This window comes from Aeromicrobium sp. JJY06, assembly GCF_044069275.1.
Taxonomy (GTDB): Bacteria; Actinomycetota; Actinomycetes; order Propionibacteriales; family Nocardioidaceae; genus Aeromicrobium; species Aeromicrobium tamlense.
Map to the genome: position 1 here is coordinate 571,166 of NZ_JBIMRD010000001.1, position 23,339 is coordinate 594,504.

Consider the following 23,339-nt stretch of genomic DNA (forward strand, 5'->3'; position numbering starts at 1 on the left):
GCATATCCTGTGACCCGAGTCACGATACCGGGGCCCTCGTCACTTTATAACGGCCTTAAACGGGGCAGGTCAAGAGAAACTCTGTGTTTTGAAGTGTCTTTTCTCATTGATGCGTCGAGACTGCTCTAGACAAAGCAGAACGGCGCGCCGGAAGCCGGCGCGCCGTGGTCTGCGAAGGGGTGGGTCAGGAGGCCTCGACGTGCCTGAGCGAGCGCTTGAGGACCTTCCCGACCGGGTTGCGCGGCAGCTCGTCCACCACGAGCAGGCTCTCGGGGAGCTTGTAGCTGGCGATGTGCCGCTCCCTCAGGAAGTCGACCAGCGACGACAGCGTCACCTCGGCGCCGGCGCGCGGGACCACCACGGCCCGGGTGCGCTCCCCGAGCGCCGGATCGGGGACGCCGACGACCGCGACCTCCTCGACGTCCTCGTGGCCCGCGAGCAGCGTCTCCAGCTCGGCGGGCGAGATGTTCATCCCGCCGCGCACGATCATGTCCTTCGCCCGGTCGACGTACTGGAGGTAGCGCAGGTCGCCGTCCGCGTCCGCGACGTACATGAACAGGTCGCCGCTGCGGTAGAAGCCGTCCTCGGTGAACGGGTCCGAGCTGGTGGTCCCGGGCAGGTAGCCGGCGATCACGCCGGGACCCTTCACGAGCAGCTCGCCGGGCAGGCCCTCCTCGGCGATCTCGGCGCCGCTGCCCGGGTCGACCAGTCGCGTCTCGTACCCGCGAGGACCGCGGTTCGACCAGCTGTGATCGGGCGAGCCGAACCGCGGGAACAGGTGCGAGCGGTGCTCGGGGTCCGGCACGGTCTCGGGGTCGCCGACCAGGTTGAGGCCCTCGTTCGAGCCGAAGCAGTTCACGATGTCGATGCCGAACCGCTCGCGGTAGGCGCGGATCATCGGGGGCGGCAGGGGCGCCGACCCGGAGCCGATGTGGCGCAGGCTGCGCATCCCCTCGGGCGTCATGAACGGCAGGTCGAGGGCGCGCACGAGCAGCGCCGGCGGCACGACGGTGTAGGAGACCTGCTCCTCGCGGATCTGGCCGAAGAACACCGGCGCGTCGAACGGGTGGTGGAGCACGAGGGTGGCACCGGTCAGCAGCCACGGCACGAGCATCCCGCCGATGCCGGCCATGTTGACCATCGGGAACGGGTTGAGGACGACGTCCTGCCCCGTCAGGCCCATCGCGTCGACGCTGGTCAGGCCCATCGGCTCCCAGTCGTTCGCGCAGCGCGGCACGCCCTTCGGGGTGGCCTCGGTCCCCGAGGTCCAGCAGATCGTGACGGCGTCGTTCGGGTCGAGGTCGACCTCGAGGCGGTCCAGCGGAGCGCGGTCCACCGGCGCGGCGAGCGCGGCCGTGAGGTCGACGTGGTCGACCACGGCTCGCGGGCCGAAGGTCAGCACGGTGTGCACCGAGGGCAGCGCGGCGAGCGCGGCCAGCCGCTCGTCGAGCGGTGTCCCCTGGAACTCCGCGGCGCCGACGAAGGCGGTCGCGCCTGCCAGCTCGCACATCTGGGTCAGCTCGTACTCGCGGTACTGCATCGGGAAGGGCGTCGCGATCGCGCCGATCGACGAGAGCGCCACGTAGGAGACGGCGAGGTCGGCGCAGTTGGGCAGCTGCAGGCCGACGACGTCGCCCGGGCCCACGCCGGCCGCGAGCAGCAGCGAGGCGAGGTCGCGGGCACGCTCCTGCACCTGGCGCCACGTGTGCCGCTGCGAGTCCAGGCCCATCAGCGAGGTGAGGTTCGGTGCGTCGACGAGGGCCGTACGATCAGGGGCCTGCGCGACGTGCTCGCTCACGCGCTCGGGCCACGTGGGAACACCCCAGACCCCCAGTGCCTCGTACTCGGCCACGCGTGCGGGCGGGTGCAGCCTCATGGTTCTCCTCCGGGATCGTCTGCTCTGTTACTACATCTAACATAGTTACCTGTCAACGACGAGGAGCGGGAATCCCACGGTACTTGACTCGGCACTCGGCAGGTCCCACGCTGGTTACCGACAAGAAACTATGACGTCGAAAGGCTCGGGGAATGACTGCCGCGGAGACCGACGAGAACGGTGCGTCGCCCCTCGGCCGCGCCCTGATCCTGCTGGGTGACATGTGGACCCTGCGGATCGTCATGTGGGTGTTCAACGGCAAGCGCCGCTTCCAGGACCTGCGCAACGCGCTCGCGATCTCGGACCCCGTGCTGTCGCGCCGGCTGAGCTCGCTCGTGGACGACGGCATCCTCACGGCCCGCGAGTACCAGACCAATCCCCCGCGGCGCGAGTACGTGCTCACCGACGCCGGCCTCGACCTGTGGCAGGTCCTCGTCGCGATGTGGGTGTGGGACCGCCGCTGGGCGGGCCACCTGCACCGCGACGCGCAGACACGCCTGCGCCACCTCGACTGCGGTCACCTGACGCGCCCCGTCTTCGGCTGCGGCGCGTGCGGCGCCATCGGCGTCGGTGCACGCGACGTGACCGGCTCGGTCGACGACCGCCTGCTGCTCGACAGCGTGCAGCGCCGCTCGCGCCGCTCCCCCACCATGACCACGCCGATCGACGCGTCGGGCGTGCTCGGCGACCGCTGGTCGACCTTCCTGCTCTCCGACGCGTTCACCGGCACCCGCCGGTTCAACGACTTCCAGGAAAACCTGGGCATCTCCCCGGTCACGCTGACCCAGCGCCTGCACCTGTTCGTCGAGGCCGGCCTGATGTCGCGCGAGGAGGTCGCCGGCGGCAAGCGCCAGGAGTACCGCCTGACCTCCAAGGCCCTCGACTTCTTCGACGTCACCACCACGATCAACGGCTGGGCGCAGCGCTGGCTCACGCAGGACGGCCGCTCGGGCCTCAACCTCACGCACGTCCCGTGCGAGTCCGACCTCGTCCCGCAGTTCACCTGCAACGCGTGCAACGCCGTGCTCACCCGCACGAACATCCGGTTCGAGGGGCCGATCGCCGAGCTGTGACCCGGCGACCGGCGCGCCCCTCTGGCTTCCGGTGCTCTACTTCCCCGTGATCTACCTGCCCGTGAAGTGCGCGGGACGGCGCTCGAGGAAGGCCGCGACGCCCTCCGCGTGGTCCTGCGACAGCTGACACTCGGTGAGCGCCTCGATGTGGTGCTCGAGGTGCTCGTCGCGGGTGCGCGAGGTCGACCAGTTCAGCAGCGACTTGGCGCGGGCGATCGCGAACGGCGAGCCCGTGGAGACCTTCGCGGCGAGCTCGCGCGCGGCGGCCAGGAGGTCCTCGGGCTCGACGACGTCCATGACGAAGCCGATCCGTCGCGCCTCCTCCGCGTCGATGAACTCACCGGAGAACACCAGGCGCTTGGCCTGCTGCGGTCCCACGAGGTCGGGCAGCAGCCAGGTGCCGGCGCCGGTGTCGGGGATCAGTCCGCGCTGGACGAAGATCCACGAGAACTTGGCCCGCGTGGACGCGATGCGGAAGTCGGCCTGCGTGGACAGCTCGACGCCGAGGCCCGCCGCCGGGCCGTCGACGGCGACGATGACCGGCGTCGTGGCCTCCCAGAAGTACCAGTGCCGTCCGTCGGTGTGCCCGTCGCGGTCGTGCGCGCTCGTGCCCTCCTCGACCGGACGCAGCTCGGTCAGGTCGGTGCCGGCGCAGAACTGACCCGGGACGCCGGTCAGGATGATCGCCCGCACCGCCGGGTCGGCGTCCGCCTCCAGCGTGTGGTCGCGGATCGCGTCGTACATCGCGTAGTTCAGCGCGTTGCGCTTCTCCGGGCGGTCGATCGTGATGGTCGCGACGCCGTCCTCGACCTCGTAGTGGACGTGCGGGCTGGTCATGACTGCTCCTGGGGGCTCGGGGCGACGAACCGGAAGGTCACGCCGCACAGCTCGACCGCGTCGCCGACGCGCGCGGGATCCGCGGCGACCACGTCCACGGACCGGAGTCCACGGGGTCCGCCGTCGGCGGGGAGGATGGTCAGGGTCTCGCCGCGGGCCAGGCGCACGACGCCGTCCTGCGGGGCCTCGCGGACCAGCAGCTGGGCCCACGTCGACGCGAGCCCGTCCGGGTCGTCGGCCACGAGGGACGCGGCGACGATGTCACGGGCCACGTCGGGCGAGCACTGCTCGAAGACCGCCGGGGCGAAGTGCCAGCTCTCGGGCGGGCTCACCTGGTCGATCTCGGCGAGGGTGCCGAGGTGCTTCGGGTGCCACTGCGTGAGCGGGGCGCCGTGGTAGTCCTCGTTCATGATCGGCCCGAAGCCCAGGCCGGCGGCGCGGTCGACCAGAGCCGGCACGTCGTCGACCTGTACGACCACCATGTAGCCGCCCGGTCCGTTCTTCTCCAGCATCCGGCCGTGCGGCGACGCGGGGTCCAGCGGCGAGACGATCTCGACGAACGTGTCTGCGAAGCTGAAGATGACGTGCTCGAAGCCGAGCTTCGCCATCTCCTCGTCGAGGCTCACGCCTCCGGTGAAGCCGAACAGCTCGCGCGCCTGCGCGGAGGCGGCGGCGAGATCGTCGGTGATCAGCACGACCTGGCGGATCCGGGGCAGGGACATCATCGACCTCCAGTCGAGTCGGACGCGCGCAGCTGCTCGCGCAGCTCGCGCTTGAGCACCTTCCCCACGGGGTTGCGGGGCAGGGCGGGGACCACTTCCAGCCGCTCGGGCCACTTGAACTTGGCGACGTCGGCGGCCTTGACGATCCCGACGACCTCGTCGAGACCGACCGGCTCGTCGGCCGAGGACGGGACCACGAACAGGCACAGCCGCTCCCCCAGGTCGGGGTCGGGCATGGCGACCGCGGCGGCCTCGGCCACGCGGGGGTCGGCCGTGACGATCGCTTCGATCTCGGCGGCCGAGATCTTGTAGCCGCCACGGACGATGAGGTCCTTCGCGCGATCGACGTGGACCAGCAGGTCCTCGTTCTCGGCGCTGATCTCGAAGACGTCGCCGGTGCAGAACCAGCCGTCCTCGTCGAAGCCCTCGCGGCCGCGGCCGAGGTAGCCCGAGAAGATCGCCGGGCCCTTGAGGCGCAGCTCGCCGGGACGGCCCGGCGCGTCGATCTCGGTGCCGTCGGACAGGTCGACGAGGCGCGCGGACATCGCCGACGCGACGCGCGTGCGGTACGCCAGGCCGGGGCGGCCGTAGCGCGGGAACAGCCGGCCGCGCTGCGCGGGATCGGGCACCGTCTCGGGCTCGGCGAACAGCATGCCGCCCTCGTTCGAGCCGAACAGGTTGAGCACCTCGACCCCGCGGCCGCTCTCCCACGCGTCGATCATCCAGCCGGCCAACGGGGCGGACCCGGACGACACGGCGCGCAGCGACGACAGGTCGCGGTCGGGGCCGCGGCCCGAGACGACGGCGTTGAGCACCGGCGGCGGCGCGCACGTGTAGGTGACGCGGTGGCGCTCGATCTGCTCGCAGAACCGCTCGAGGTCGAACGGGTGGTGCTGCACGAGCGTGCAGCCGTTCAGCAGCCACGGCACGAACATGCCGGCCAGGCCGCCGCCGTTGACCATGGGGAACGGGTTGAGCAGGACGTCGTCGGCGGTCAGCCGCGGCGACTCGGTGCACGCCGTGCCGAGCACCTCCCACTCGCCGTAGGCGCGGGGCACGCCCTTGGGGAAGCCCTCGGTGCCCGAGGTCCACACGATCGTGACGGGGTCGGCCGAGCCCAGGTCGAGGCTCGCGACGTACGCGTCGGCGGCCGCCACCTGGTCGTCGGTGGCGTCGAGTGCGGCGAGCCGGGGGTCGGAGGCGGGATCGCCGAACGCGGCGACGGCGCGCAGGCCCGGGACCCGCTCACGGAAGTCGGCGGCCTCGGCGGCGAGATCGCGGCCCAGGGCCGACGTCGTGGTGACGAAGACGCCGAGCCCCGCCATCTCGCTCATGCGGACCAGCTCGTGGCTGCGGTACTGGATGGGGAAGGGGCACGCGACCGCCCCGAGGCGGGCGATGGCGACGAGCGTCAGCGGCAGCTCGACCACGTTCGGCAGCTGGACTCCCACCACGTCGCCGCGCCGCACGCCGAGGCCGTGCAGGGCGGCGCTGACGCGGCGAACCTCGTCCGCGGCCTCGCGCCACGTGAGCGACCGGACCGGCCCGCCCATGACCGTGGCGCGGTCGAGCGGGTCGACGAGGGCGAGCCCGTCGGGCCGGGCCGCGACGGCCGCGTCGAACAGTCCCGACCAGGTGCGCCCGGTCCACCAGCCGCCGGCCGCGAAGGCGGCGCGCTGCTCCTCGTCGAACAGTTCCATGGCCGTGATCCTAGACGAGTCCCACAGAAACTACTAGATAGGAAGTCACGATAAATCGCCTATGCACTGGACTTCTAGGCGTCGTTTGGATGTAAGGTCAATTGCGAAAGCCACGTATCGGGAGGAGGGAACGATGACGGACCAGCCCGACATCGTCGTCGTGACGCGCGATCGGCCCGGCACCGCCACGGTCACCCTCAACCGTCCCGCGCGCCGCAACGCCTGGACCGTTCCGCTGCAACGGGCCTACTTCCGCGCCCTCGAGGACCTGGTCGCGGACCCCGACGTGCGGGCGATCGTGGTGACCGGAGCGGGCGGCACGTTCTGCCCCGGGGCCGACACCGAGGCCCTCCAGACCTACAGCGACACCGGCACGACCAACCCCGCGATGGCGACGATCGAGCAGCCCGAGTGGTTCCCGCTGCTCGTCCCGAAGCCGATCGTCGCCGCGATCTCCGGGATGTGCGCCGGCGTCGGGCTGGCCCAGGCCCTCCTGTGCGACCTGCGGATCGCCGCGCCGGACACGCGACTCACCACGGCCTTCGCGAAGCGCGCCCTGCCGCCCATGCACGGCATGGGTCCCCTGCTGGCCCGCGCCGCCGGCGACGCGGCCGCGGCCGACCTCCTTCTCACCGCCCGCACGTTCGACGGCACCGAGGCCCTGCGCCTCGGCGTGGTGAACGCGACCGACCCCGACCCGCTCGCTCGGGCGCTCGACCTGGCCGAGCAGCTCGCCGCGACCTGCGCGCCGTCCTCCCTGGCCACCATCAAGCACCGCCTCGTCGCACCCTGGCTCGACCGGGTGCGCGACGACGTCGAGAGCGTGGACGCCACGCTCGACGCCGTGCTGTCCTCGCCCGACTTCCGTGAGGGCCTGGCCAGCCTGCTGGAGCGGCGACCCCCACGATTCCCCCCTCTGACCCGGGACTGGTTCCCCGCAACGCGAGAAGAGTGACCCCCATGCCCGACACCGTGCTCGACCGCCTCCGCCTGCCCGTGGTGGCGGCGCCCATGTTCCTGATCTCCGGTCCCGACCTCGTGGTCGCGGCCTGCGAGGCCGGGGTCGTGGGCTCCTTCCCCAGCCCGAACTGCCGCACGGCGGCCGAGCTCGACACGTGGATGGGCACGATCCGCGACCGTCTCGCCGGCTCGCCCGGCGCCGCGCCGTGGGCGCTCAACCTCGTGACGCACCGCAGCAACGCGCGCCTGCCCGAGGACCTCGCCCTCGTCGCCGAGCACCAGCCCGACATCGTCATCACGGCGCTCGGCTCGCCGCTGCCGGTCATGGAGGTCGTGAAGTCCTACGGCGGCCTCGTCATCGCCGACGTCGTGTCCATGAAGCTCGCGCGCAAGGCGATCGCGGCCGGCGTCGACGGACTGGCGTGCGTCTCGGCCGGCGCGGGCGGCCACACGGGCCACCTCTCGCCGTTCGCGTTCATCTCCGCCGTGCGCGAGGAGTTCGACGGCATCGTCACGGTCGGCGGCGGCATCACCGACGGCGCCGGCGTGGCCGGAGCCGTCGCCGCGGGCGCCGACCTCGTCTACATGGGCACGCGGTTCCTCGCGACCAGCGAGAGCCTCGCCCAGGACGAGTACAAGCAGATGGTCGTCGACCACGGCCCGGACGACCTCGTGGTCACCGCGGGCGTCACCGGCACCCCCGCCTCGTGGCTGCGGCCGAGCCTCGTCGCGAACGGCTACGACCCGGACGCGATGACCGGCCCCGCCGAGCGCGACTACGACTCCACCGGTGGCGCGGGTCGCCGCTGGAAGGACCTGTGGGCCGCGGGCCAGGGCCTGCAGACCATCCACGCGGTCGAGCCGACCGCCACGGTGGTCGACCGTCTCGAGCAGGAGTACCGCGCCGCGAGCGAGCGCTTCACCCGCCTCGCCCTCGCGACCCGCTGAGCCCGCCTCCCGGGACGGTGAGGCCCGAGCCAGGACAGACGGAAGCCCGCCACCCTCTCGCAAGGTGGCGGGCTTCCTGGGTCCAGTCTGGCTCAGAGCCCCACGGCCGTCGCGGCGGACTCCTCCGTGCGCCAGCGGCGCAGCTCCTCGCCGGCGCACCACGTGGAGTGGGTGCCGCTCGAGATGCGCTCGGGCAGCTTGAGCTTGCACACCGGGCCGTCCGAGAGCCGTGCGGCGTCGAAGACCACGGCGTACGACGCGTCGTCGTTCATGTCCGAGATCAGCGTCACCAGGTAGCCGTCGTCCTCCGAGGACGAGCCCACGCGGGGCGCCATCGCGGTCTCGCTGCCGTAGACGCCGTCGCCGAAGGCGAACGTCTCCTCGGCACCCGTCCACGAGTCGTGCTTGACCAGGCCGTTGAACAGGAACCAGCCCGGCTTGTTCGTCGCCGAGTACGAGTAGCGGTGCTTCACGCCGCCGAACGAGCCGTTGATCATGCCGAACTCGGAGACGGTGTCGGTGAGCCGCTCCTCCTTCGTCTGTCCCGTCTTGAGGTTGAAGCGCCAGCGGTGCAGTCGGGTCTCCATCCGGTCCTGCGCGAGGAAGCGGAAGGCCCGCTCCCACTGCGTGCCGGTGCCGTTGTCGGCGGGCTCGGGATCGGTCTGGAAGTAGCCCTCCAGGACGACCTCGTCGCCCTCCTCGAACGCGTTCGTGAAGTGCAGGACGTAGGTCGACTCGGCCTCGAACCACTGGATGTCCGAGGTCTGCCCACGGCGCGGGATGACGGCGAAGCGCGCGGGCATGTCGCGGTGCCAGCGGGCCACGTGCGCGTTCTGCTTGAGCGCCTCGGGGTCCCAGAACAGCGGCATGTCGTTGAGGATCGCGTAGTTCTCGGTGAACGCCATGTCGTGCGGCAGGCGCGGGCCGGGCAGCGGGATGTCGACGTAGTGGACGAGGTCGTTGTTCTCGTCGACGACGCCGTACTTCATGTACGGCGCCTCCTTGCTGTAGTTGAAGAACATCATCTCGCCGGTGCGGTCGTCGACCTTCGGGTGCGCCGAGACGCCCCAGTCGAACGGGAAGTGACCGTTCCAGCTCTCCTTGCCCAGCGTCTGGGCGGAGAACGGGTCGACCCGGTACAGGTCGCCGCACTGGTAGAAGCTGGTCAGCGCGACACCGCGGTGGACGATCACGTCGGTGCTCGACGCGTCCTTCATCTGGCGGCGGGCGCCCCAGCCGTCCTCGCGCAGCGCGATCTGCGGGCGCTCGGCCAGGCCGGCCCACAGCGCGTGCCCGGCCTCCTGCTCGGCGAGGTAGCCGTCGGTGCGGATCATCCGGTTGCGGTAGAAGGCCTTGCCGTCGCGGAAGCCCACCACGTGGATCATGCCGTCGCCGTCGAACGGGTGATAGTTCTTCAGCGACGCGTGCACCGGGTTCTCGGTGTTGCGCAGGTAGACGCCGTCGAGGTCGGCGGGGACCTCGCCCTCGACGACCTCGAGGTCGTCGGCGACCCACTCGTTCGTCTGCGGGCGCCAGGGTCCGGTGCGGTAGGGGTGGTCGTCGTCCTCGGGCAGCGTGGAGAGCAGCTTGCCCACGAGTTCCAGATCCATGAAGAGTCCTCTCAGTCCTGCGTGGGTCAGCTGGCCGTCACGACGAAGCTGACGGTGGTGGCGGTGCTGCCGCCGAAGTTGAGCGTGCCCACGGTGTCGGCACCCTCGACCTGGTAGTCGCCGGCCGTTCCGGAGACCTGCTTGGTCGCGTCGAGCACCATGCGGATGCCCGACGCGCCCACGGGGTGGCCGCCGCCGATGAGGCCGCCACTGGGGTTGATCGGCAGTCGTCCGCCGATCTCGATGTCGCCGTTCTCGATCGCCTTCCAGGACTCGCCCGGCTCGGTCAGGCCGATGTGGTCGATCGCGATGTACTCGCTCGGGGTGAAGCAGTCGTGGGTCTCGAGCGCGTCGAGGTCGTCCAGTCCGATCTGGGCACGGTCGAACGCGTCGTGCACGGCGCGGCGCAGGTGCGGCATGACGTAGGGCTGGTCGGCGGCGCGGTCGAGCTTCTGCTGCAGGCCCAGGCCCACGGTCTGGTGACCCCAGCCGGCCATCCGCGCCAGCGGGCGCAGGTCGGGGTGGCGCACGAGGAACGCGTCGGAGACGAGCACGATGCCCGAGCCGCCGTCGGTGATCTGGCTGCAGTCGAAGCGGCGCACGCGGCCGTCGACCGGCGGGTTGAGCGCGGGGTCGCCGGCCGGACCGAGGTCGGGCACGTCCCAGCCGCGCGTCTGTGCGTTGGGGTTGAGCTTGGCGTTCGCGAAGTTGATCTCGGCGATGCGGCTCAGGTGCTGCTGGTCGATGCCGTAGCGGCGGTCGTACTCGTCGGCGACCTTGCTGAACATGTAGGGCCACATGAAGGTGGCGTCGTCGCCCTCGTGGCCGGCCCAGGCGGCGGCACCGAGGTGATGGGCGGCCTGGTCGCCGCTGACCGTCTTCTCCAGCTCGACGCCGACGACGAGCGCCGAGTCGTAGTTGCCGGCGCGCAGGTCGGCCATCGCGGCCAGGACGGCGATGCTGCCCGAGGCGCAGGCTGCCTCGTGACGCGAGGAGGGGACGCCCCACAGGCCGTCGTTGACCGTGGCCGGCATCGCGCCGAGCTGGCCCTGTCCGGCGAACAGCTGGCCGAAGGCGTTGCCCACGTGAACGACGCCGATCTCCTCGGCGTCGACGCCCGAGGCGGCCAGGGTGCCGTCGACGACCTCGGTCGCGAGATCGGCGAAGTCCTTGCCCTCGCGGGTCAGGTTGCGGGCGAAGTCGGTCTGGTACCCACCGAGGATCCAGACGTTCGACGGCTTGGACATGATCCACCTCTTCTTCCACGCGCGCTCACGCGTCGTTCACGATACTACACTTATCAGAGTTGCTGGGGAAGCGGGAAGAATCCCGTCTCGGAGGTCAGTTCGGCGCGACCGTCCCGTAATCGGCGCGCCACGGCGTCGCGATCGGCCGGATCATGACGCCCGGCTCTGCCGCCACGACGTGCGGCACCGCATTGATCACCTGGCCGGCGACGGCGTACTGCTCGGCGCCCATGCGACTGCGGTCGTCGGGGTGCTTCTCCACCTCCATCGCGATCCTCACGCCGGGATGGCCCGTGACGGTCACGCGCCACAGCGGCGGCTCGGGCTCGGGCAGGAACGCGGTCTCCACGAACCAGTGGATCGACATCGTGATCCGTCGCTCGCCGGCGACGATCCCGTGCCAGCGCCAGTTCGTGTGCCCGACGGTCCCCTGCGGGATCACGCCGGCGGCGATCTCGAGGTCGGACTGGGCCGGGTGGCAGACGTGGTCGCTGACGACCTCGTCCAGCTCCAGGCCGAGGTGGTGGGCCATCGCCCCGACGACCTCCTCGAACATCCCGTTGAGCGAGCCGACGGGCCCCCACGAGGGGTCGTTCGGGTCGTGCGCACCCAGCTCGGCGCCGAAGCCGAGCGAGCCGAAGAGGTACTCGGGGTCCTGCACCAGGCGCGCGTCGGCCATCTCGACGACCTCGACGTGGTCCACCGACGCGCACACGCCCGTGGCCAGGACCGCGACCTGCTCGCCGATGAAGCCCGGATTCAGGCCGACGCCCATGAGCGTCGCGCCGCCGCGCTCGGCGGCCTTGCGCAGCCGGTCGAGCCGCTCGCCGGCGTGGACGAGCGGGTCGGTGTAGCCGTTGATGCTCAGCACGTTCTTGCCCGACTCGAGCAGGGCGACGATGTCGTCGTCGTGCGAGCCGTAGGGCCCGATCCGGCCGGCGTGGACCACGACGTCGGCGTCGAGCGCGAGGATCTCGTCGACGTCGGAGGTCGCCAGCACGCCGGTCGCGTCACGGCGGGCGAGGTCGCCCACGTCGCGGCCGGCCTTCGCCTCGCCGTAGACGTACGTGCCCACGACGTCGATGCCCGGGTGGTCGAGCATCGTCCGCAGGATCGCGGTGCCCATGGCGCCGGTCGCCCACTGCACCACCCGGTAGGTCATGCCAGGCCCTCCACGACGAGGGCCATCGAGACGCCGAGGGCGGCGGGGATGACGAGCAGCGCGTACCCGCCGCCGCGGCGCTCGAGCAGGTCGAGAGCGTTGGCCAGCAGGATGCCGCCGCTCGCGGCGAGCGGGTGGCCCACCGAGACGGCGCCGCCCTGGACGTTGACCCGCTCGGGGTCGATGCCGAGCTCGCGGGTCAGCAGCAGGGGGGTGACCGAGAAGGACTCGTTGAACTCCGCGACCGCGACGTCCTCGACGCCGATGCCGGCACGCTCGAGGGCGAGGCGCGCGGCGGCCACGGTGCCGTCGAGGCCGGGCGAGCGCACGGCCGTGTGCGCCCACGAGGCGATGCGGCCACGGGGCGCGCGACCCAGCACGTCCTGCGCGGAGGCCGAGCCGATCACCGCGGCGGAGGCGCCGTCGCACAGCTGCGGCGCGGTGCCGACGGTGTGCAGGCCCTCGGCGGGACGGGTGAAGCCGGGGAACCGGTCCTCGACGCGCGACCACAGCGGGTCCTCGCCGAACAGCGGCGCGAGCGCACCGAGGGACTCGGCGGTGGTGTCGCTCCGCGCGCCCTCGTCGGCCTTGAGGATCGTCTCGCCGTCCACGGTGACGGGGACGATCGAGTCCCACGAGGCCGCGGCCGAGCGCTGGTGCGAGCGGACCGCCCACGCGTCGAGATCGGCGCGGGAGAAGCCGTGCTGCGCGGCGGTGAGGTCGGCCGAGACGCCGATCGTGACGAAGCCGGTGGTCGCGCCGACGCCGGGATCGAACGCGAAGGCGGGCCGGTCGCTCATCATCGGCACGCGCGACATCGACTCGGCGCCGCCGGCCACGACGACGTCGAGCATCCCCGACCGGACCTGCGCCGAGGCCGTCGCGAGCGCGTCGAGGCCCGAGCAGCACATCCGCGAGACGACGCCGGCGGGCGTGGAGTCGGGCCAGCCGGCCGCCATCACGGCGACGCGGGCGAGGTCGGCCGCCTGCTCGCCGTGGGCCGTGCTGACGCCGAGGACGACGTCCTGGACCGCGTCGGCGGGCACGCCACGGGACTCGATCTCGCGCAGCAGCTGGGCCGCCAGCTCGTGGGCGGGCACCTCGGCGAGCGTTCCGCCGTCGCGACGCACGCGGCCACGCGGCGTCCTCACCGCCTCGTAGACGAAGGCCTCGGTCATCGCACCCACCTGTCCCTGATCGTGCCGCCCGGCGCGAGCACGCTCGGGACGTTACTCCATTAACCAGAGTGACTCAAGCCACGAAGGTGCGCCATCTCGTCCGAGCGCGCCTAGGATGCCCGGGTGACCATCCGTGGCTACTCCCCCGCCGAGCCCGAGTGGACCGGTGCGCCCAACGCCCTGTCCCGCGGCTTCGGCGTGCTCGGGGACGAGTGGACCCTCTTCCTGCTGCGCTTCGCCCTCCTGGGCTGTCGCCGGTACACCGAGTTCTCGAGCCGGATGCCGATCTCGCACGCCGTGCTGAGCGGTCGCCTCGACGCGCTGGTCCGCGCCGGGCTGATGGAGCGGCACGAGTACCAGCAGCGCCCACCGCGGGCCGAGTACGTGCTGACCGACTCCGGCCGCGCGACGTGGCCGATCCTCGCGGCGATCTGGGGCTGGGAGCGCACGTGGGTCGACCAGCACTCCTACGAGACCCCGCCGATGCGGCACATCACGTGCGGGAACGAGATCACCCCCGTCCTGGCCTGCCGCGAGTGCCACCAGCCCGTCACGGTCCAGGACCTCGACACGGCGTGGGGGCCCTCGGGCGGCTGGCGCAGCTCGGTCCCCGAGGTCGCCACGCGGCGCCGCTCCTCCACCCGCGGCACCGCCGTGGGGCACACGTTCTACCCCGACACGATGGCGATCTTCGGCAACCGCTGGTCGTGGGCGCTGATGGGTGCGGCGCTGCTCGGCGTCCGCCGCTTCGGCGAGTTCGAGTCGGCCCTCGGCCTGCCGCCGTCGCTGCTCTCGGGCCGGCTCAGCACGCTGCGCGAGCACGGCATCCTCGAGCAGGTCACGGGCGACTCCGCCGAGCGTCCCGAGTACCGCCTGACGAAGAAGGGCCTGGCGTTCTTCCCCGTCATCGCCATGACGATCGGCTGGGCCGAGCGCTGGTTCGACACCGGCGAGGGCCCGGCTCTCGTGCAGACCCACCGCGCGTGCGGTTCGGTCTTCCACGGCGTCCTCGTGTGCGACCACTGCGGCGAGGACCTCCGCGGCACCAGCATCGACCTGGCGGAGGTCGCCGCCGAGGAGTGACTCCCCGGCGGCGCCCAACCTCACTTCAACGTGACGCCCAGCAGCTTCGGCTTGCCCAGGAGGTTGCTCTCGAAGCCCTCGACGTTCTCGCCGAGACCCGTGAGGGAGTGCTGGAACACGATCGGGATGATCGGCATGTCCTCGACGACCGCCTCGGAGGCCTTGTCGAGCGCCTTCTTGCGGTCCTCCTGCGTCGTGGCCACGGCGTCCTCGGCGAGCGCCTCCTCGATGCCGGGCGTCGACTGCTTCGAGGTGTTGAAGTACGCCTCCTTCGTGAACATCAGCCGGTACGTCAGCGCCGGGTCGGGGCGGCCCGTCCACGCCGCGAAGAACGCCGGCGTCTTCACGTCGTTGAAGTAGTCGCTGTTGGCCTGGTTGACCTCGCGCGGGACCAGGTTGGCGGTCACGCCGATCTCGGACCACTGCTGCTTGAGGATCTCCCCGACGCGGGTCGAGGTCGAGTCGGCGTAGAGCAGCATGTCGAACGACAGTCCCTCGGCGCCGGCCTCGGCGATCAGCTTCTTCGCCTCGTCCACGTCGTAGTCGAGCTGCGCCTTCTCCGAGGGCTCGGCCCAGTAGCCGTCGGGCAGGAAGCCGCGCGGCTTGGTGCCGAGGCCGAAGTACGCGCTCTTGAGCAGCTGGTCACGGTCCATCGCCAGGCTCAGGGCACGGCGCACGCGCGGGTCGCCGAGCTCCTCGGAGGCGCGGTTCGTGTAGATCATCCAGGTCCACATCCGCGGCTGCTCGTGCAGCGTGAGCTTGTCGTCGTCCTGGATCGACTCGGCGTCCGCCGGCACGATGTCCCAGGCGATGTCCTGCTGGCCGGAGCGCAGCGAGGTCGCGCGGGTCTTGGGCTCGGGCATCACCCGGATGACGACCTTGTCGACGCGCTCCACGTCCTCGTCCCAGTAGTCGTCGAACTTCTCGTAGGTCATCGACGTGCCGCGCTTCCAGTCGACGAACTTCCAGCCGCCCGCGCCCACGGGGTTCGTGCTGAGGTCGCCGCCGGCGGCCTCGGCGGCCTGGGGCGAGACCATCATCCCGGCGCGATCGGCCAGCGTCATGACGAGCGCCGAGTTCGGCTGGGTCAGGTTGAGCTTCACCGTCAGGTCGTCGACGACCTCCACGGACTCGATCGACTCGACGTCGGCGGCGATGTTCGAGCCCTCGGCCGCGGCCCGCTCCAGGTTGTACTTGACCGCCTCGGCGTCCAGCGGCGCTCCGTCGTGGAAGGTCACGCCCTCGCGCAGCTTGAGGACCAGCGCGGTCGGCGTCTCGTACTCCCACGACTCGGCCAGCCCGGGCTGCGGCTGCAGGTCCTTGTCGAACGAGACGAGGGTGTCGTAGAGCGGGTAGAGCATCTGGTGGTCGCCGCCGGAGTTGCCGCGGATCGGGTCCATCGAGGAGATGTCCGCCTGGGTCGCGACGCGCAGCGTCCCGCCGTCTCCCCCGTCCGATCCTCCGCCTCCACAGGCACTGACCGCGACGAGCATGGCGGCCGCCAGGCCCACCCTGATCCGGGACGACATCCTCATGAGCTGGCTCCTTCTGATCGCGCGTTCAGGCTGTGTGCCGACGACCCTAGAGACGGAAATCACATTGAGCAAGGGCACATTTCGCGATCGGACCGCTCCCGCCTCCTCCTGCCAGCCCTCAGGACTGAACGATCGTTCACTGCGTTTGCCCGGTGATTCCAAGGGACGGCCCAGCGGTTGACCGGACGTGACCTACGTCATATCGTCGAGATGAAACTTGCGTCAAGTTCAAGTGCGCAGCACGACGAGAGGTGCATGTCCCGTGACCATGTCGGAGCAGTTCCACCGGGAGATCGACGACTACCTGGACGCCCTGCGGCAGCGCCGGCGCGAGGCCTGGCCGGAGGTCGGCGAGCCGACCATCGACTACCCGTTCGGCGAGTCGACCGTCACGCACTACCTGCGCTCCTGGGCCGCGAGCCAGCCCGACCACGCGGCGATCGTCCACCACGGCCGCACCGTCACCTACGCCGAGCTGGACGCGGCCAGCGACCGGGTCGCCGCGTACCTCGTCCACCGCGGCTTCGCACCCGGCGACCGGGCCGCCGTGATGATGCCGAACTGCCCGCAGTTCATCATCGCCTTCTTCGCGATCCTGAAGTCCGGCGGCGTCCACGTGCCCGTCAACCCGATGTTCCGGCGCGAGGAGATCAACTACGAGCTGCTCGACTCCGGGGCCACGGTCGCGTTCGTCCTCGACGAGGTCGCCGACGAGTTCCGGACCGGCGCCGAGGGCAGCGCCGTCGGCGAGACCATCGCCTCGGCGCACACCGACTTCCTCCCCGACGGCGCCGCGCTCCCCCGCGGCATGGCCGCGGACGTGCCGGTCGCCGAGGGCACCACGCGGTTCACCACGATCCTCGAGCGGGACGACCTGCCGGTGCCCACCGATCCCGACGATCCGCACGCGCTCGCCGCGCTGAACTACACGGGCGGCACCACCGGCATGCCGAAGGGCTGCGAGCACACCCAGTTCGACATGCTCTACACCGCGATGAGCGGCGGCCAGCTCGGGTTCGGCGGTGGTCCCGACACCGTGAGCCTGGTCTTCGTCCCCGTGTTCTGGATCGCCGGCGAGGACGCCTTCCTGGTCTCGCTGATGACCGGTGGCACGTGCGTCCTGCACTACCGGTGGGACGCCGACGAGGTGCTGCGGTCGATCCACGAGCACCGCGTCACCGCGATGGCGGGAACCGTGGACAGCTACCTCGAGCTGCTCGACAAGGCCCGGGACTCCGAGTATTCGCTGTCCTCACTGCGGGCGCCGGTCACGATGTCGTTCGTCACGAAGCTGACGGTCGAGATCCGCGAGCGCTGGGCCCGCGAGACCGGGGCGCCCGGCGTCATCCGCGAGAGCTCCTACGGCATGACCGAGGACCACACGCTGGACACGTTCACGCTCGGGCTGCAGAAGGACGACGCCGACCTCACGGGCCGCCCGGGCTTCACCGGACTGCCCATGCCCGGCACCGACGTCGCGATCGTCGGCTTCGACACGGGCGAGCTGCTGCCCGTGGGCGAGGAGGGCCAGATCATCGTGCGCTCCCCCAGCATGATGCGCGGGTACCACCACCGGGCCGAGGCGACCGCGACCACGCTGCGCGACGGCTGGCTCCACACCGGCGACATCGGCACGATCGACGAGACCGGCGCACTGCACTACCTCGGGCGCACGAAGGAGATGCTGAAGGTCAACGGCATGAGCGTCTTCCCGTCCGAGCTCGAGCACCTCTTCAGCCGGCACCCGAAGGTCGCGGCCGCCGGCGTGATCGGCGTGCCCGACGCGAGGAAGGGCCAGGTGCCCGTGGCGTACCTCCAGCTCGTGCCGGGCGCCGAGGCGACCGCCGACGAGATGCTGGCGTGGTGCCGTGACCACATGGCCACCTACAAGATCCCGCGCGTGGAGATCATCGACCAGATGCCGCTCGCGCCCACCGGCAAGGTGTCGAAGGTCGGGCTGGAGAAGCTGGCCGCCGCGGTCCCGGCCCACTGAGCGCGATGACCACGCCCGCCGCCCTGTCGGGGATCCGCGTCCTCGAGCTCACGCACGCCATCGCCGGCCCACAGACCGGCCAGATCCTCGCCGACCACGGCGCCGACGTCATCAAGGTCGAGCCGCCCGGTGGCGAGCTGGCCCGCGACGCGATGCCGTCGGTCGACGGCGACAGCACGTACTTCGCCGCGCAGAACCGCGGGAAGCGCAGCATCGTGCTCGACCTGAAGGACCCGGACGGCCTGGCGACCTTCCTCCGGCTCGTCGAGACGTCCGACGTCGTCCTCACCAACTACAGCGCGAGGGTGCCCGAGCGACTCGGCTGGGGCTTCGAGGCGCTCAAGGCCGTCAACCCGTCGATCATCATGGTGCACATCACGGGCTTCGGGACGGCGAGCCCCGACCGTGACCTGCTCGCCTTCGACGGCATCATCCAGGGCATGAGCGGAATCCCCCAGATGACGGGTCCCGCCGACGGCGAGCCCACCTTCGTGGCGCCGTTCGTCGCCGACCACCTGGCCGCCTACCGGTCCACGATGTCGATCCTCATGGCGCTGCGGGTGCGCGACGTCCACCCCGAGGCCCAGTTCGTCGACGTCAACATGCTCTCCTCCTACATGGGCGTGCTCGCGCACGACGTGGACGAGTCGCTCGAGGGACGCCCCTACCAGCGCGACGGCAACCGGGTGCCGGTGTCGATCTCCAACACGTGGGCCGCCCGCGGCGGCCACGTCCACCTCTCCCCCGTCGGCGACGAGAAGTGGCCGCGGTTCTGTCGCGCCATCGGCCGCGCGGACTGGGCCGAGTCGCTCTCGTACGAGGACGCGGTGCTGGTCGCGCGCGACGAGGTCGACGAGGTCGTCGGAGCGTGGTGCCGCGACCGCGAGCGCGACGAGATCCTGGCGCAGATGCGCGAGCTCGGGATCCCCTGCGGGCCGGTGCGCGGACTGACCGAGGCGGTGCGCCACCTCGACGAGCGCGAGGACGAGAGCGTCGTGCGGGTCACCTCCCCTGCCGGCCGCACCGTCGCCGTGCCGGGACCGCTCACGACGGTCGGCCTCGCCGACGGGCCACGGCGGCTCCGCGTGCCCCGCGTGGGCGAGCACGACGAGGAGGTCCTGGCCGAGCTCCGTGCCGACGCCACGCCCTCCTGAGCCGCACGCGTTTGTCACCCCGCCGAGCGGACGCCTAGCATTCCTGCACGCGTCCTCGGTCCCCGTGACGCGACCGAGACGGAGTGACGATTGACCACGCGAGCCACCGGCGACCCCACCCACGACGCGATGCGGGTGGCGGCCTTCTGGCAGCCGCGGGCGCAGGGCGCAACGCACCGGATCCTCGTCGGCGCCTGCCTGTCGTTCCACGAGCTGGGCTACCACGGTGCGTCCACCCGTGCGATCGCCCAGCGCGCTCAGCTGAGCCCCGGCACCATCTACACGCACTTCGCGAACAAGGAGGACCTGTTCTTCCGGATCGTCCTGGACAGCCACGCCGCGTCGCTGGAGTCGCTGACGCAGGCGGTCGCGCTCGGCTCCGACCCGGCCGAGCGACTGCGCCTCTTCATGGCCGCCTACGCGTCCTGGCACGCCGAGTGGAGCGTCATCGCGCGCCCGGTCCACCACGACCTGCAGGTGCTGACCGACGACCACTTCCAGAAGGTCGTCGACGTCCGTCGCGCCACGATCGCGGTGCTCGACGAGATCCTCGAGGCCGGGATCGAGCAGGGCGTCTTCTCCATCGCCGACCTGCCCGGAACGCGGCGGCTGCTCATGTCGGCGTGCATCGACGTGTGCCGCTGGTACGTCGAGGGTGGCGAGCGGTCGCCGTCCTCGATCGGCCTGCAGTACTCCGCCCTCGCCCTGAAGTTCGTCGGGTCCTGAGTCAGCGGGTGAGGGTGAACCCGTCGAGGGTCCTCCCGACCTTGATCGCGGGGCGCGCGCCCTTCCCACGGTGGCCCACGACCGCGCGCACCTTCAGCTGCGTCGGCGACACGCTGATCACCTGGTAGGTCGAGGTCCGGTAGGCCGCCTTCACGCGCGTGGCGCCGCCGGCCCTCCAGTCCCGGATCGAGGAGTCGTAGTACTTCGGTCCGCTGACGGACGCGAGGTAGGTGACTCCGGCCTTGCGTCCGCGAGCGTAGGAGTGGTCGTGGCCGGAGAGCACGAGGTCGGCGTCGTACCGCTCCAGCGTCGGCAGGAACCACTTCCGCATCTCGGTGTTCCTCCGGTCGCCCACCGACGCGAACGGGCCCGAGTGCATGAGGACGATCGACCACGGCCGGTCGTTCGTGCGCAGCGCGTGCGCCAGGAACGACCGCTGGCGCCGCAGGTCGGACCCGAACGTGTCCAGCACGATGATCCGCGCCGGGCCCTGGTCGAGGAAGAACCAGGTGCGGCGCTGGTCGGGGAAGCCGTTCGACGGGAACTGGAAGTAGGAGCGGAAGCCGCGGCCCGCTCCGGACCGGCACGAGGACCTCACCCGGCACTGCTCGTGGTTGCCGATCGACGAGACCCAGCTGCGCCACTGCCCCGCCGGGGAGAGGGCCTCGTGCAGCTCGCTCCACTCACGCCCGACCCAGGGCTTGTTCACGACGTCGCCGGCCTGGAGCAGCAGCCGCGCGTCGGGGAAGCGCTCGGTCGCGGCCTCGATGATGCGGTCGGGCGGCCCGTCGTTGTCGATCTGCGTGTCGCCGAACTGCAGCATCCGGAACGCGCGGTTCGCGGGACCCGCGGTGGTGAACGCGCGCCAGCGGGTCGCGACGCCCCGGCCGACCACCCGGTAGCGGTAGCGCGTGGACGGCTCGAGGCCCGAGAGCGCCACGACGTAGCGGTACTGGCGGCTGCCGGCCGTGCGCTCGGTCGTGCCGAGCTTGCGCCGCGCGGGCACGGTGCGCGTGATCCCGTCGGGCCCGACCGCGATCACCCGCTGGCCGCTCGCGGCGACGGGCCGGCTCCACGACACGTACTGCGATCGCGACGGGTCGGCGGTGGGGGTGAGCAGGAGCCGATGGATCCCCGAGCTCGCGGCGGAGGCCACGGGGACCGCCGGCAGCACCGACGTCGCCAGTGCGGCCGCGACGAACGCGGTCACGATGCGCACTCCTCCACGGTAGGCGCTTTCCGCCGGGACGACAGCCGGGCCGGGTGGTGGACGACGCCCCGCTACCGTGGTGGGGTGCGCATGCGGATCGACCTGGCCTACGACGGAACCGAGTTCAGGGGCTGGGCGACCCAGCCGGGGCTGCGCACGGTGCAGGGCGAGCTCGAGTCCGCGCTCGGCACGGTCCTGCGGCTGCCCGAGCCGCCGCGGCTGACCGTCGCGGGTCGCACCGACGCCGGCGTCCACGCGCGCGGCCAGGTGGCCCACGTCGACGTCGACAGCCACCCGGGCGTCCTCGAGCGGCGGCTGCGCCGCATCGTGCCCGACGACATCCGCATCCTGCGCGTCACCGAGGCGCCCGAGCACTTCGACGCCCGGTTCGCGGCGATCGAGCGCCGCTACGTCTACCGGATGACCGACCACCCCGCCGGGCCCGACCCGATGCAGCGGCGCATGGTCGCCGCGGCACCGCGCCCGCTCGACGTCGACCTCATGAACCAGGCCGCGCAGCACCTGCTCGGCGAGCACGACTTCGCCTCGTTCTGCAAGCAGCGCGAGGGCGCCACGACGATCCGCAACCTGCTCACGCTCCGCACCGTCCGCGGCGGCGAGACGATCGCCACCACGGTGCGCGCCGACGCCTTCTGCCACTCGATGGTCCGCTCGCTCATGGGCTGCCTCGTGGCCGTCGGCGAGCGCCGGTACGCGCCCGAGTTCGCCGCCGAGATCCTCTCCGCGCAGGAGCGCGACCCGCGCGTCAAGGTCATGCCGGCCCACGGCCTGGTGCTGGAGGAGGTCGTCTACCCCGCCGACGACCAGCTCGCGGCCCGCGTCGAGGAGTCGCGCCGCCGCCGGGACGAGTGATGGCCCGCCTGACCAGCGCCGGACTGTTGCTGCACCGGGTGCGCGACGGCCGCCGCGAGGTCCTGCTCGGACACCTCGGCGGGCCGTTCTGGGCGAAGCGCCACGAGCGTGCCTGGTCGATCCCGAAGGGCGTCCTCGAGGAGGGCGAGTCGCCCGAGGAGGCCGCCCGACGCGAGTTCCTCGAGGAGCTCGGCGTCCCCGTGCCCGAGGGTCCTTGGACGGACCTCGGCAGCGTGCGGCAGTCCCGCAAGGACGTCCTCGTGTGGGCCGTCGAGGCCGACCTCGACCCCGCGACGGTCGTGCCCGGAACGTTCGACCTCGAGTGGCCGCCCGGCTCCGGCACGATGCAGGCGTTCCCCGAGCTCGATCGCGTCCAGTGGTTCGGCCTCGACGAGGCCGCCGAGCTCGTCGTCGCCGCCCAGGCCGCCTTCCTCGACCGCCTGCCCGACTGAATGCCCTCGCTCACCCGACCCTCCGCTGTCCGCCCGCGGGCGTACCGTGGCCCCATGGACTGGGACGAGGTCGAGGCGTTCCTGCTGGAGTTCCCCGACACCGAGGCGAGCCTCTCGTGGGGCATGCCCGGGGTGAAGACCGGCGGCAAGCTGGTGGCGTGGTGGCGCGACCGCGACGACTCCCCCGGCGCCCTGGCGTTCAAGGTCGATCGCGACGAGCTCGAGGCGCTGGTCGAGGACGAGTCCACGCCCTACTTCACGATCGAGCACTTCCGGAAGTTCGACACGAACGCCGTGCTGGTGCGCCCCGGCGAGGCCGACCCGGCCGAGCTGCGCGAGCTGCTCACCGAGGCGTGGCGGGCCACCGCGAAGCCCACGGTCCTGAAGGCCTGGCTCGCCGAGCAGGAGGATCAGGAGTGACCCATTACTTCGACCGCGCGCCCGTCACCGACGACGAGCGGCGGACGATCTCGGTCGAGGTCTGGGGTCGCCGCCGTGACTTCGTGACCTCCACGGGCGTCTTCTCGGGCGACTCCCTCGACAAGGCCACCGCGATCCTGCTGGCCGAGAGCGATCCGCCGCCGACGGGCTCCACGGTGCTCGACCTCGGCTGCGGCTGGGGCCCGATCGCGTGCTCGCTGGCGGCCGAGGGCAGCACCGTGTGGGCCGTCGACGTGAACGAGCGGGCGCTCGCGCTCACGGCCGAGAACGCGCGCGGCTTCGAGGTGCACCCGGCCCTGCCCGAGGACGTGCCGGCCGACCTCACGTTCGACGCGATCTGGTCGAACCCGCCGATCCGCATCGGCAAGGAGGCCCTGCACGAGCTGCTGCTCACGTGGCTGCCGCGGCTGCGCCCCGGCGGCGAGGCGCGCCTCGTCGTCGGCAGGAACCTCGGCGCCGACTCGCTCCAGCGCTGGCTCACCGAGCACGGTCATCCCACCGAGCGCGTCGCCAGCAGCAAGGGCTTCCGCGTCCTGTCCGTCCGCGGCTGACGGCGCCG

At 71.5% G+C, this 23,339-nt stretch carries 21 protein-coding genes; 11 read left to right on the forward strand and 10 right to left on the reverse strand.

Annotated elements, in window-relative coordinates; translation table 11 throughout:
• Positions 1-184: 184 nt before the first annotated feature.
• Positions 185-1,876: a class I adenylate-forming enzyme family protein gene (locus ACGWYL_RS02915; protein WP_395486383.1), complete on the reverse strand. Its 1,692-nt coding sequence runs from the start codon at positions 1,874-1,876 to the stop codon at positions 185-187.
• Positions 1,877-2,028: 152 nt separating this feature from the next.
• Here ACGWYL_RS02915 and ACGWYL_RS02920 point away from each other — a divergent pair, with 152 nt between their 5' ends.
• The gene (locus ACGWYL_RS02920) at positions 2,029-2,949 is read left to right on the forward strand and encodes a helix-turn-helix domain-containing protein (RefSeq protein WP_179422925.1); all 921 of its coding nucleotides are present in this window, start codon (positions 2,029-2,031) and stop codon (positions 2,947-2,949) included.
• Between the two features lie 51 nt (positions 2,950-3,000).
• On the opposite strand, the gene ACGWYL_RS02925 is transcribed toward ACGWYL_RS02920, so the two are convergent.
• From ACGWYL_RS02925 to ACGWYL_RS02935, 3 genes are read right to left on the reverse strand one after another with little or no spacing between them, the layout of a single operon-like run.
• A complete protein-coding gene (locus ACGWYL_RS02925; protein ID WP_395486384.1) occupies positions 3,001-3,786 on the reverse strand; it encodes an enoyl-CoA hydratase/isomerase family protein in 786 nt (261 codons plus the stop codon).
• The gene (locus tag ACGWYL_RS02930; RefSeq protein ID WP_395486385.1) at positions 3,783-4,511 is read right to left on the reverse strand and encodes a VOC family protein; all 729 of its coding nucleotides are present in this window, start codon (positions 4,509-4,511) and stop codon (positions 3,783-3,785) included. Before ACGWYL_RS02930 ends, ACGWYL_RS02925 begins: the two co-directional genes overlap by 4 nt.
• Positions 4,508-6,208 carry a class I adenylate-forming enzyme family protein gene (locus tag ACGWYL_RS02935; RefSeq protein WP_395486386.1) on the reverse strand — a complete coding sequence of 567 codons (1,701 nt, stop codon included), beginning with the start codon at positions 6,206-6,208 and terminating at the stop codon, positions 4,508-4,510. The genes ACGWYL_RS02930 and ACGWYL_RS02935 overlap by 4 nt, the downstream gene beginning before the upstream one ends.
• A gap of 133 nt (positions 6,209-6,341) precedes the next feature.
• On the opposite strand from ACGWYL_RS02935, the gene ACGWYL_RS02940 reads away from it, so the two are divergent.
• Both ACGWYL_RS02940 and ACGWYL_RS02945 read left to right on the forward strand, forming a co-directional pair.
• A complete protein-coding gene (locus tag ACGWYL_RS02940; RefSeq protein ID WP_395486387.1) occupies positions 6,342-7,163 on the forward strand; it encodes an enoyl-CoA hydratase-related protein in 822 nt (273 codons plus the stop codon).
• Positions 7,164-7,168: 5 nt separating this feature from the next.
• Positions 7,169-8,116, forward strand: coding sequence for an NAD(P)H-dependent flavin oxidoreductase (locus tag ACGWYL_RS02945; protein WP_395486388.1), 948 nt, complete (start codon positions 7,169-7,171; stop codon positions 8,114-8,116).
• 92 nt (positions 8,117-8,208) lie between these two features.
• Here the strand turns inward: ACGWYL_RS02945 and ACGWYL_RS02950 are convergent, their stop codons facing one another.
• From ACGWYL_RS02950 to ACGWYL_RS02965, 4 genes are all read right to left on the reverse strand, one after another.
• Entirely contained in the window at positions 8,209-9,726 is a 1,518-nt protein-coding gene (locus ACGWYL_RS02950) for a carotenoid oxygenase family protein (RefSeq protein ID WP_179422913.1), read from the reverse strand.
• Positions 9,727-9,752: 26 nt separating this feature from the next.
• Positions 9,753-10,973, reverse strand: coding sequence for an acetyl-CoA acetyltransferase (locus ACGWYL_RS02955; RefSeq protein WP_179422911.1), 1,221 nt, complete (start codon positions 10,971-10,973; stop codon positions 9,753-9,755).
• Positions 10,974-11,067: 94 nt separating this feature from the next.
• Positions 11,068-12,135, reverse strand: a complete 1,068-nt coding sequence (locus ACGWYL_RS02960) for a dihydrodipicolinate reductase (RefSeq protein WP_395486389.1) — start codon at positions 12,133-12,135, stop codon at positions 11,068-11,070.
• Positions 12,132-13,313, reverse strand: a complete 1,182-nt coding sequence (locus tag ACGWYL_RS02965; RefSeq protein WP_395486390.1) for a thiolase family protein — start codon at positions 13,311-13,313, stop codon at positions 12,132-12,134. The genes ACGWYL_RS02960 and ACGWYL_RS02965 overlap by 4 nt, the downstream gene beginning before the upstream one ends.
• 123 nt (positions 13,314-13,436) lie before the next feature.
• Between ACGWYL_RS02965 and ACGWYL_RS02970 the strand changes: the two genes are divergently transcribed.
• On the forward strand, positions 13,437-14,396 hold the full coding sequence (locus ACGWYL_RS02970) for a helix-turn-helix domain-containing protein (protein WP_218845701.1): 960 nt from the start codon (positions 13,437-13,439) through the stop codon (positions 14,394-14,396).
• Positions 14,397-14,416: 20 nt separating this feature from the next.
• On the opposite strand, the gene ACGWYL_RS02975 is transcribed toward ACGWYL_RS02970, so the two are convergent.
• Positions 14,417-15,931 (reverse strand): ABC transporter substrate-binding protein, encoded by a 1,515-nt coding sequence (locus ACGWYL_RS02975; protein ID WP_395486391.1) that lies wholly within the window; start codon positions 15,929-15,931, stop codon positions 14,417-14,419.
• 268 nt (positions 15,932-16,199) lie between these two features.
• On the opposite strand from ACGWYL_RS02975, the gene ACGWYL_RS02980 reads away from it, so the two are divergent.
• From ACGWYL_RS02980 to ACGWYL_RS02990, 3 genes are all read left to right on the forward strand, one after another.
• Positions 16,200-17,924, forward strand: coding sequence for an AMP-binding protein (locus tag ACGWYL_RS02980; RefSeq protein WP_269307068.1), 1,725 nt, complete (start codon positions 16,200-16,202; stop codon positions 17,922-17,924).
• Positions 17,925-17,929: 5 nt separating this feature from the next.
• A complete protein-coding gene (locus ACGWYL_RS02985; protein ID WP_395486392.1) occupies positions 17,930-19,078 on the forward strand; it encodes a CaiB/BaiF CoA transferase family protein in 1,149 nt (382 codons plus the stop codon).
• 90 nt (positions 19,079-19,168) lie between these two features.
• Positions 19,169-19,804, forward strand: coding sequence for a TetR/AcrR family transcriptional regulator (locus ACGWYL_RS02990; RefSeq protein ID WP_395486393.1), 636 nt, complete (start codon positions 19,169-19,171; stop codon positions 19,802-19,804).
• Position 19,805: 1 nt separating this feature from the next.
• On the opposite strand, the gene ACGWYL_RS02995 is transcribed toward ACGWYL_RS02990, so the two are convergent.
• The gene (locus ACGWYL_RS02995; protein ID WP_395486394.1) at positions 19,806-21,023 is read right to left on the reverse strand and encodes a metallophosphoesterase; all 1,218 of its coding nucleotides are present in this window, start codon (positions 21,021-21,023) and stop codon (positions 19,806-19,808) included.
• Positions 21,024-21,104: 81 nt separating this feature from the next.
• Here ACGWYL_RS02995 and truA point away from each other — a divergent pair, with 81 nt between their 5' ends.
• Genes truA through ACGWYL_RS03015 form a run of 4 tightly spaced genes read left to right on the forward strand, consistent with a single transcriptional unit; the run spans position 21,105 to position 23,331 of the window.
• Positions 21,105-21,887, forward strand: a complete 783-nt coding sequence (gene truA, locus ACGWYL_RS03000) for a tRNA pseudouridine(38-40) synthase TruA (protein WP_395487232.1) — start codon at positions 21,105-21,107, stop codon at positions 21,885-21,887.
• Entirely contained in the window at positions 21,887-22,339 is a 453-nt protein-coding gene (locus ACGWYL_RS03005; protein ID WP_395486395.1) for an NUDIX domain-containing protein, read from the forward strand. The genes truA and ACGWYL_RS03005 overlap by 1 nt, the downstream gene beginning before the upstream one ends.
• 54 nt (positions 22,340-22,393) lie before the next feature.
• Positions 22,394-22,759: an MmcQ/YjbR family DNA-binding protein gene (locus ACGWYL_RS03010; protein ID WP_395486396.1), complete on the forward strand. Its 366-nt coding sequence runs from the start codon at positions 22,394-22,396 to the stop codon at positions 22,757-22,759.
• Positions 22,756-23,331, forward strand: a complete 576-nt coding sequence (locus tag ACGWYL_RS03015) for a class I SAM-dependent methyltransferase (protein WP_395486397.1) — start codon at positions 22,756-22,758, stop codon at positions 23,329-23,331. Before ACGWYL_RS03010 ends, ACGWYL_RS03015 begins: the two co-directional genes overlap by 4 nt.
• Positions 23,332-23,339 lie beyond the last annotated feature (8 nt).

Coding starts and splice junctions, on each gene's coding strand:
- ACGWYL_RS02965 (WP_395486390.1), bottom strand. CDS start 13,313: ATGACCGAGGCCTTCGTCTACGAGGCGGTGAGGACGCCGCGTGGCCGC.
- ACGWYL_RS02955 (WP_179422911.1), bottom strand. CDS start 10,973: ATGTCCAAGCCGTCGAACGTCTGGATCCTCGGTGGGTACCAGACCGAC.
- ACGWYL_RS02930 (WP_395486385.1), bottom strand. CDS start 4,511: ATGATGTCCCTGCCCCGGATCCGCCAGGTCGTGCTGATCACCGACGAT.
- ACGWYL_RS02915 (WP_395486383.1), bottom strand. CDS start 1,876: ATGAGGCTGCACCCGCCCGCACGCGTGGCCGAGTACGAGGCACTGGGG.
- ACGWYL_RS02960 (WP_395486389.1), bottom strand. CDS start 12,135: ATGACCTACCGGGTGGTGCAGTGGGCGACCGGCGCCATGGGCACCGCG.
- ACGWYL_RS02940 (WP_395486387.1), top strand. CDS start 6,342: ATGACGGACCAGCCCGACATCGTCGTCGTGACGCGCGATCGGCCCGGC.
- truA (WP_395487232.1), top strand. CDS start 21,105: ATGCGGATCGACCTGGCCTACGACGGAACCGAGTTCAGGGGCTGGGCG.
- ACGWYL_RS03005 (WP_395486395.1), top strand. CDS start 21,887: ATGGCCCGCCTGACCAGCGCCGGACTGTTGCTGCACCGGGTGCGCGAC.
- ACGWYL_RS02985 (WP_395486392.1), top strand. CDS start 17,930: ATGACCACGCCCGCCGCCCTGTCGGGGATCCGCGTCCTCGAGCTCACG.
- ACGWYL_RS02975 (WP_395486391.1), bottom strand. CDS start 15,931: ATGAGGATGTCGTCCCGGATCAGGGTGGGCCTGGCGGCCGCCATGCTC.
- ACGWYL_RS02980 (WP_269307068.1), top strand. CDS start 16,200: ATGTCGGAGCAGTTCCACCGGGAGATCGACGACTACCTGGACGCCCTG.
- ACGWYL_RS02925 (WP_395486384.1), bottom strand. CDS start 3,786: ATGACCAGCCCGCACGTCCACTACGAGGTCGAGGACGGCGTCGCGACC.
- ACGWYL_RS02920 (WP_179422925.1), top strand. CDS start 2,029: ATGACTGCCGCGGAGACCGACGAGAACGGTGCGTCGCCCCTCGGCCGC.
- ACGWYL_RS02945 (WP_395486388.1), top strand. CDS start 7,169: ATGCCCGACACCGTGCTCGACCGCCTCCGCCTGCCCGTGGTGGCGGCG.
- ACGWYL_RS03010 (WP_395486396.1), top strand. CDS start 22,394: ATGGACTGGGACGAGGTCGAGGCGTTCCTGCTGGAGTTCCCCGACACC.
- ACGWYL_RS02935 (WP_395486386.1), bottom strand. CDS start 6,208: ATGGAACTGTTCGACGAGGAGCAGCGCGCCGCCTTCGCGGCCGGCGGC.
- ACGWYL_RS02950 (WP_179422913.1), bottom strand. CDS start 9,726: ATGGATCTGGAACTCGTGGGCAAGCTGCTCTCCACGCTGCCCGAGGAC.